General features: G+C 39.7%; 14 protein-coding genes and 1 pseudogene. 14 read left to right on the top strand and 1 reads right to left on the bottom strand.

Annotation, left to right across the window (positions count from 1 at the left end):
* Positions 1-181 precede the first annotated feature (181 nt).
* Positions 182-406, bottom strand: coding sequence for a hypothetical protein (locus HT688_RS09610; protein WP_000040990.1), 225 nt, complete (start codon positions 404-406; stop codon positions 182-184).
* A 117-nt stretch (positions 407-523) separates the two neighbouring features.
* Between HT688_RS09610 and HT688_RS09605 the strand changes: the two genes are divergently transcribed.
* The 14 genes and pseudogenes from HT688_RS09605 to HT688_RS12310 all read left to right on the top strand — a co-directional run.
* The gene (locus HT688_RS09605) at positions 524-667 is read left to right on the top strand and encodes a hypothetical protein (protein WP_167747524.1); all 144 of its coding nucleotides are present in this window, start codon (positions 524-526) and stop codon (positions 665-667) included.
* A 104-nt stretch (positions 668-771) separates the two neighbouring features.
* Entirely contained in the window at positions 772-1,062 is a 291-nt protein-coding gene (locus tag HT688_RS09600; protein ID WP_020903598.1) for a hypothetical protein, read from the top strand.
* Between the two features lie 10 nt (positions 1,063-1,072).
* The gene (locus tag HT688_RS09595) at positions 1,073-1,387 is read left to right on the top strand and encodes a hypothetical protein (protein WP_172923734.1); all 315 of its coding nucleotides are present in this window, start codon (positions 1,073-1,075) and stop codon (positions 1,385-1,387) included.
* A gap of 12 nt (positions 1,388-1,399) precedes the next feature.
* A complete protein-coding gene (locus HT688_RS09590) occupies positions 1,400-1,696 on the top strand; it encodes a hypothetical protein (protein ID WP_138707259.1) in 297 nt (98 codons plus the stop codon).
* Positions 1,689-2,498 carry a putative phage replisome organizer gene (locus HT688_RS09585; RefSeq protein WP_001289773.1) on the top strand — a complete coding sequence of 270 codons (810 nt, stop codon included), beginning with the start codon at positions 1,689-1,691 and terminating at the stop codon, positions 2,496-2,498. Before HT688_RS09590 ends, HT688_RS09585 begins: the two co-directional genes overlap by 8 nt.
* The gene (locus HT688_RS09580; RefSeq protein ID WP_000511763.1) at positions 2,486-2,644 is read left to right on the top strand and encodes a hypothetical protein; all 159 of its coding nucleotides are present in this window, start codon (positions 2,486-2,488) and stop codon (positions 2,642-2,644) included. The genes HT688_RS09585 and HT688_RS09580 overlap by 13 nt, the downstream gene beginning before the upstream one ends.
* A complete protein-coding gene (locus tag HT688_RS09575) occupies positions 2,638-3,408 on the top strand; it encodes an ATP-binding protein (protein WP_138707260.1) in 771 nt (256 codons plus the stop codon). The genes HT688_RS09580 and HT688_RS09575 overlap by 7 nt, the downstream gene beginning before the upstream one ends.
* A 14-nt stretch (positions 3,409-3,422) precedes the next feature.
* Positions 3,423-3,617, top strand: a complete 195-nt coding sequence (locus HT688_RS12210) for a hypothetical protein (RefSeq protein WP_345789458.1) — start codon at positions 3,423-3,425, stop codon at positions 3,615-3,617.
* On the top strand, positions 3,617-3,841 hold the full coding sequence (locus HT688_RS11915; RefSeq protein ID WP_055356729.1) for a hypothetical protein: 225 nt from the start codon (positions 3,617-3,619) through the stop codon (positions 3,839-3,841). Before HT688_RS12210 ends, HT688_RS11915 begins: the two co-directional genes overlap by 1 nt.
* A gap of 90 nt (positions 3,842-3,931) precedes the next feature.
* Positions 3,932-4,327, top strand: coding sequence for a single-stranded DNA-binding protein (locus HT688_RS09570; RefSeq protein ID WP_000609556.1), 396 nt, complete (start codon positions 3,932-3,934; stop codon positions 4,325-4,327).
* Positions 4,328-4,342: 15 nt separating this feature from the next.
* Positions 4,343-4,510, top strand: coding sequence for a hypothetical protein (locus HT688_RS09565; protein ID WP_000233205.1), 168 nt, complete (start codon positions 4,343-4,345; stop codon positions 4,508-4,510).
* Complete coding sequence (locus HT688_RS09560; protein WP_001105094.1) at positions 4,497-4,688, top strand: hypothetical protein; 192 nt, start codon at positions 4,497-4,499, stop codon at positions 4,686-4,688. The genes HT688_RS09565 and HT688_RS09560 overlap by 14 nt, the downstream gene beginning before the upstream one ends.
* Positions 4,678-5,004, top strand: a complete 327-nt coding sequence (locus tag HT688_RS09555) for a hypothetical protein (RefSeq protein WP_023940089.1) — start codon at positions 4,678-4,680, stop codon at positions 5,002-5,004. Before HT688_RS09560 ends, HT688_RS09555 begins: the two co-directional genes overlap by 11 nt.
* Positions 4,982-5,136: pseudogene (locus tag HT688_RS12310) on the top strand (DUF1642 domain-containing protein); the annotation flags it as partial. The gene HT688_RS09555 and the pseudogene HT688_RS12310, both read left to right, overlap by 23 nt.

The following is a 5,136-nucleotide window of genomic DNA, read 5'->3' as shown; positions in this document are numbered from 1 at the left end:
CCAATACCAAGATGAAAATTATGGAACTGAACGCATTTAGTCAAGCGTAGGGAGGGAAAGAAAATGAGACCAAGACGATATCCGTATAGTGGGAAAAGAAAAAAGCAATCTGATAGACAGATTGCTAAGTTAAAAAGAGATATTGATGTAAATCGTACAAATATATCATCTTTAAAATTCGTTATAGAAACTTTAAGTAACCATCAGAATTATCGATAACTTGATAACCTTGAGCAGTTGCTTCTTCGATAATTTCAGCTTTAGACATTTCAAAATCAGATAACTGAATTACTGCGCTAGGTTTATCAGTAGTCGACTCTGAAAAATAAGATAATAGAATATTATCGAGATTTTCCCAGGTTAGTTTCTTAACAACGTGGTTTGGCTTATGGCTAAGCTTACTCATTTTTTGAACCTCCTTTCTGCTGAAGTTTTGACTAAAACGGTGAGAGGTCCTAGTCAAGAGTATTATAGCAATTTAGGAGGATATTACATCAGTCTTGAGGCTGATGTAGGAGGTTGAATGGAAGATAAAATCATCGAACTTGCTGATTACTTCATCAGCGAATCTACAACGTACAGAGAAGCTAAAATAGCGTGTGAGAAGCTATTTAGACAAGTCAGCCATGAGATAGAACTCAGGGCGATGGAAAGTAAGACAGTTTGACAACAACAAAAAAAGCACCTGACGGAAATCAGGCGCATACTTAAATAATTAAAACCATTATATCACAAAAATGCTTGCCCGCATAGTTGAGAGGATGTAAAAAAATGGAAGGTATAACCCTACAATTACGATTGGACGGCGAAAGTGCCGAATTGTTCACTAATCAATTATTGGCCTTTGCTGAAAAGCAGGTCAAGGAGCAGTTAGAGAATGATCGCATGCCAATCAATCAACAGGCTTTGATGAAGAAATTCGGCTTCACTCATGGCTATATTAAGAAGCTAGAACGTAAAGGCTTAAGATTTCGTAAGCAAGGGAAGGATATTATGTACGATGTCAATGATGTTTATGAGATTTTGGAATTAGAAAAAGAAGTACGAAAATTAAGAGCATAAGGAGATAAAAATGTTTGAACCACCGATTTTAGACCAGCTGATGGGGGTTGGAGCCTTGCTGCTTGGATTTGTAGGGCTTTGCCGTCATATCAAATTGCAAGAGGAGCGTAAGGAAAAAGAAAGACGAGAAGAGCAAGAATTTGCGTCTATGATTATCCAAGGGCGAAACCATGCATACGAACGTGGTAGAGAGGACAAATGGCAAGAAATTCGCAAGAATATCCGTCGTCCATTTCCTGGCTTCACCTATGACAACGAACCGCCTCAAGGTTTGCGTCCCGAACCATTAGCTTTACCAGAACCTAAAATGCACATTTTGAAGTGAGGAGGTCAGGAAATGGAAGAATTGATTGAATGGCTGGATAACCTGACTATGATTGTTAAAGAACTGAAAGGAAGGGAATCAGCTTCAAGACATTTTATTACGATTTTGGAAAATGATTACAAAAATCTATTACTAGTCAAAGAATACCTAACGGACTATGAAAAACTAGCTAAGGACTATCGTGATGTGGAGCTTAAAAATAAGCTGCTAAAGATTGAAAAAATGGAGCTGGAAGGCAGGTATATCTATGAGGATATGCGAATGAAGTATCGCGCTAACCGTAGGAAGTGGGGTGCTCGGTATGTCTGAAATTAAGTGGATAAAAATCACAACCGATATTTTTGACGATGAAAAGATTTGCCTGATTGATGCCTTGCCTGATCCTGATGCCATCTTAGTGATATGGTTCAAGATTTTGACACTTGCTGGAAAACATAACAGTAATGGTTTGTTGATGATGACTGATAAGGTTCACTATACAGATGAAATGTTAGCTACTATTTTTCGTAGACCATTGAATACAGTAAGAATGGCTATTGGAGTTTTTGAACAGTTTGGGATGATTGAGATTATCGATGGTATTATTAGCTTGCCAAATTGGGAAAAACATCAAAACGTTGACGGAATGGAGAAAATAAAGGAACAGACACGCAACCGTGTAGCCAAATACCGTAAAAAACAGAAAAATCTTGCTCTTGGTAACGTTACAGGTAACGTTACAGTAACGGACGGTAACGCACTAGAAGAAGATAAAGATAAGAATAAGAATAGATTAGATAAAGATAAGAATAAGAAAAGAATAACTACTACTACTAGTAGTGGTGGTCAAGAAAATATCTTAGAACTTTTTCAATCTGAATTTCGTAGGCTCTTATCTGGATTTGAAATTGAAGAAATCAACCATCTCCTAAATGAGAATGATGTGGATTTGGTGAAAGAAGCACTGAAGACTGCTATTAACTCAGGAAAGCCGAACATCAAATATATAGGTGGGATTTTAAGAAATTGGCAGATGAACAATGTTACCACTGTTGAACAGGTTCGTCAATCGGAAAAGAAGAACAAGGATAAGAAAGAAGAACAGGAGGCCAAGGACGAATGGGGATACTAGAACTAATTGAACAATTCGAGATTGACTATTATCCGTTAAGCTACGAGAAGAAAACTCTTTTAGCAGACCAACCAATTCATCAAGTGGTTGCATGCTTGTCTGAAATGGCTAGCTGGCATGAATGTGGAGGTCGTCTGTCATGGTAGACAATGTGTTTGAGGAGATTGCCTTATCTTATCACAGGAATACAGAACAACAAGATGAGTTTTGCGAAAAGCATAACATTCCTTTGATAAAGATATTGCGGACTGAGAGTGTTGTATGCCGCATGTGTGAATCTGAGCGGATCCATGAGGAGAATCAAGCAAGAGTGAATGAACTGGCCGACGCTGAGAATGAGCGAGAGAGGAAATACTATCTTGAGAAGTTTTCTCTTTATGATGAGGTTTTGAAAAATGCGACTTTGGACAACTTTGAGACACCCACTGAAAAAGAAGCGGAAAAGCTAGCTTTTGCAAAGAGGATTTGTCGTGAGTGGTCTGAGGGGGCTAGGAACAACATCGTGTTACAAGGAGAAGCTGGAACTGGTAAGAGCCATTTGGCCTTTGCGATGGTAAAAGCTTTATCTGAGTACACGAAAGAGATTGCTATTTTCATCAACGTGACTGACTTGTTGATGAAGATTAAAGCTGATTTTAGTCAGGAAGAGTTTCTGGTCAATAAAATTGCCAGTGCTAAGTTCTTGGTTTTGGATGATTTGGGCATGGAGAAGGATAGCGAATGGTCGTTTACTATTCTCTACAATATCCTGAATAAGCGTTCAAATACAATCATTACCACCAATTTGACTTCTGCTAATATTCAGAAAAGATATGGCAGACCCTTTATGTCCAGACTGATGAAGGGTGTGGATAAAGACCATTTAATGGTTTTCAACGACTTGACAAACAAGCGGAAGCAATATTTTTAGAATGGAGGTGGCTGATGTTTATTTTAAGACATGGGACAAGAGAGGATAAGCCGTTTCTGAGGTCCGCAGTTATTGGTGTGACTGGCTTGGACATTTCATGTTCAGAGGAGAAGAAAGCCATGCGGTTTGTTTCTCGGGCGGTAGCCTTACAGGTTGGTAAAGCATTGAGGAGTTCCTTTGGGAACTTTTACCCCGTTGAGGTGGAGTGATGTTAAATCTTTACTTCGTCTACAACGGGCACTGCAAGTTTTACCTTGGGACGTTTGACAATGTCGATGATCTCATTGAGCAAATGGAAGATCATCAGTGGGCTTTCTCGGCTATCACTCAGCCAAGGTTTCAGAAGCACATTGGTCAGCGGACGACACGGTTTGACTATGGTGCGAAGGATTGTTACTATTTAGCAACTTTTTTCAGGAGGATAAGAAAATGATTGAACTTATTAAAGAATTTGGCATGGCTATTCTATGGCTATTTCTCGGCTACTTAATCGGAGAACGTGCAGCAAGAAAGGACAAGAAAGATGATCAATAATGTTACGTTAGTGGGGCGCTTGACGAAAGACCCTGAATTAAAACATACACCGTCGAATGTGGCGGTTGCTACCTTTACTCTGGCGGTCAATCGGAACTTCAAGGGAGCCAACGGCGAGCGAGAGGCAGACTTTATCAACTGTATGATGTGGCGCAAGCAGGCGGAGCTATTCGCAGAATGGTGCAAGAAGGGTAATCTGGTCGGTGTGACGGGTCGCATCCAGACAAGGAACTACGAGAATCAGGAGGGGCGCAGGGTCTATCTGACTGAGGTGGTCGCAGATGGTTTTGAGCGACTTGAAAAGCGTGATGATACTGCTAACCGTTCGAATATTGAGGAACAAATGCCAGGATACGCCCTTGAGGAAGATGATTTTCCGTTTTAGTGGGAGGTAAGAAATATGGTTGGAGTAACCTATCAGGAAATTCATCTCTTTGTTGAGTTTTTGAAAAAGCAGTATGGGCAAGGGCGTCCAGACTATATTGAAGCCCTGAACGACTTAGACGGTATGGCGGAAGTCTCCTATAGAGAAGCTATTGAAAGATTTTTAGACGATGAATTACGATAAACAGGTAGTAATCGAAGGACTGAAACGCACAATTGAGCAAAATGAAGAGAAGATAATCGAGTATTCGAAACCGTGCGATGCACGCAAGAGACGGATTAGAGCGTTGGAGCGCGATTTGTTGAAGAAAAAGAATAAAGAATTGAGGAAAAAAGTGGAGGAGTTGGAAGATGAAATATAAAGTGACAGAATACCATTCAGATTTTCAAGAAGAACAGACTGGCACTTGCGAATTGTGTTTTGGTACAGCGTGGGTTGAAAATGGTTCAATAACGGTTGAAGATGAAAATGGAACTGAAACAGAAATTTATTTAACTGTTTGGGATTGGGGCGATTACGACACAATCTACATTGATAATGTGGTTAATTTCTCAGCTTGGTTGCAAGAAAGGGAAGTTGACCAAATCGTTGAAGAAACCGAACGTTGGTCGTGGTTGCATGAATTGGTAGAAAAATATAATGAGGAGTTGGAAGATGAAAGTACAGCGATTAATTAAGAAATATAAAAAACTTGAGGGTGTATGGAATGCTGAAGGAGCAGAACTAGCTCGTCAAATTTTTCTGCAAGACTTGGAACAACTAGATAAACCGCAACCAGTCAAAGTTAAGAAGTTTGTGGCTGAATGGAT

This window comes from Streptococcus sp. 1559 (genome assembly GCF_013276735.1).
GTDB classification, from domain to species: Bacteria; Bacillota; Bacilli; order Lactobacillales; family Streptococcaceae; genus Streptococcus; species Streptococcus pseudopneumoniae.
Note: the sequence above shows the minus strand (reverse complement) of the source record. Positions and strands in the feature narration are given on the sequence as shown.

Excerpts from the sequence above, each read along its gene's own strand:
- HT688_RS09610 (WP_000040990.1), bottom strand. The coding sequence starts at position 406 with ATGAGTAAGCTTAGCCATAAGCCAAACCACGTTGTTAAGAAACTAACC.
- HT688_RS09605 (WP_167747524.1), top strand. The coding sequence starts at position 524 with ATGGAAGATAAAATCATCGAACTTGCTGATTACTTCATCAGCGAATCT.
- HT688_RS09600 (WP_020903598.1), top strand. The coding sequence starts at position 772 with ATGGAAGGTATAACCCTACAATTACGATTGGACGGCGAAAGTGCCGAA.
- HT688_RS09595 (WP_172923734.1), top strand. The coding sequence starts at position 1,073 with ATGTTTGAACCACCGATTTTAGACCAGCTGATGGGGGTTGGAGCCTTG.
- HT688_RS09590 (WP_138707259.1), top strand. The coding sequence starts at position 1,400 with ATGGAAGAATTGATTGAATGGCTGGATAACCTGACTATGATTGTTAAA.
- HT688_RS09585 (WP_001289773.1), top strand. The coding sequence starts at position 1,689 with ATGTCTGAAATTAAGTGGATAAAAATCACAACCGATATTTTTGACGAT.
- HT688_RS09580 (WP_000511763.1), top strand. The coding sequence starts at position 2,486 with ATGGGGATACTAGAACTAATTGAACAATTCGAGATTGACTATTATCCG.
- HT688_RS09575 (WP_138707260.1), top strand. The coding sequence starts at position 2,638 with ATGGTAGACAATGTGTTTGAGGAGATTGCCTTATCTTATCACAGGAAT.
- HT688_RS12210 (WP_345789458.1), top strand. The coding sequence starts at position 3,423 with ATGTTTATTTTAAGACATGGGACAAGAGAGGATAAGCCGTTTCTGAGG.
- HT688_RS11915 (WP_055356729.1), top strand. The coding sequence starts at position 3,617 with ATGTTAAATCTTTACTTCGTCTACAACGGGCACTGCAAGTTTTACCTT.
- HT688_RS09570 (WP_000609556.1), top strand. The coding sequence starts at position 3,932 with ATGATCAATAATGTTACGTTAGTGGGGCGCTTGACGAAAGACCCTGAA.
- HT688_RS09565 (WP_000233205.1), top strand. The coding sequence starts at position 4,343 with ATGGTTGGAGTAACCTATCAGGAAATTCATCTCTTTGTTGAGTTTTTG.
- HT688_RS09560 (WP_001105094.1), top strand. The coding sequence starts at position 4,497 with ATGAATTACGATAAACAGGTAGTAATCGAAGGACTGAAACGCACAATT.
- HT688_RS09555 (WP_023940089.1), top strand. The coding sequence starts at position 4,678 with ATGAAATATAAAGTGACAGAATACCATTCAGATTTTCAAGAAGAACAG.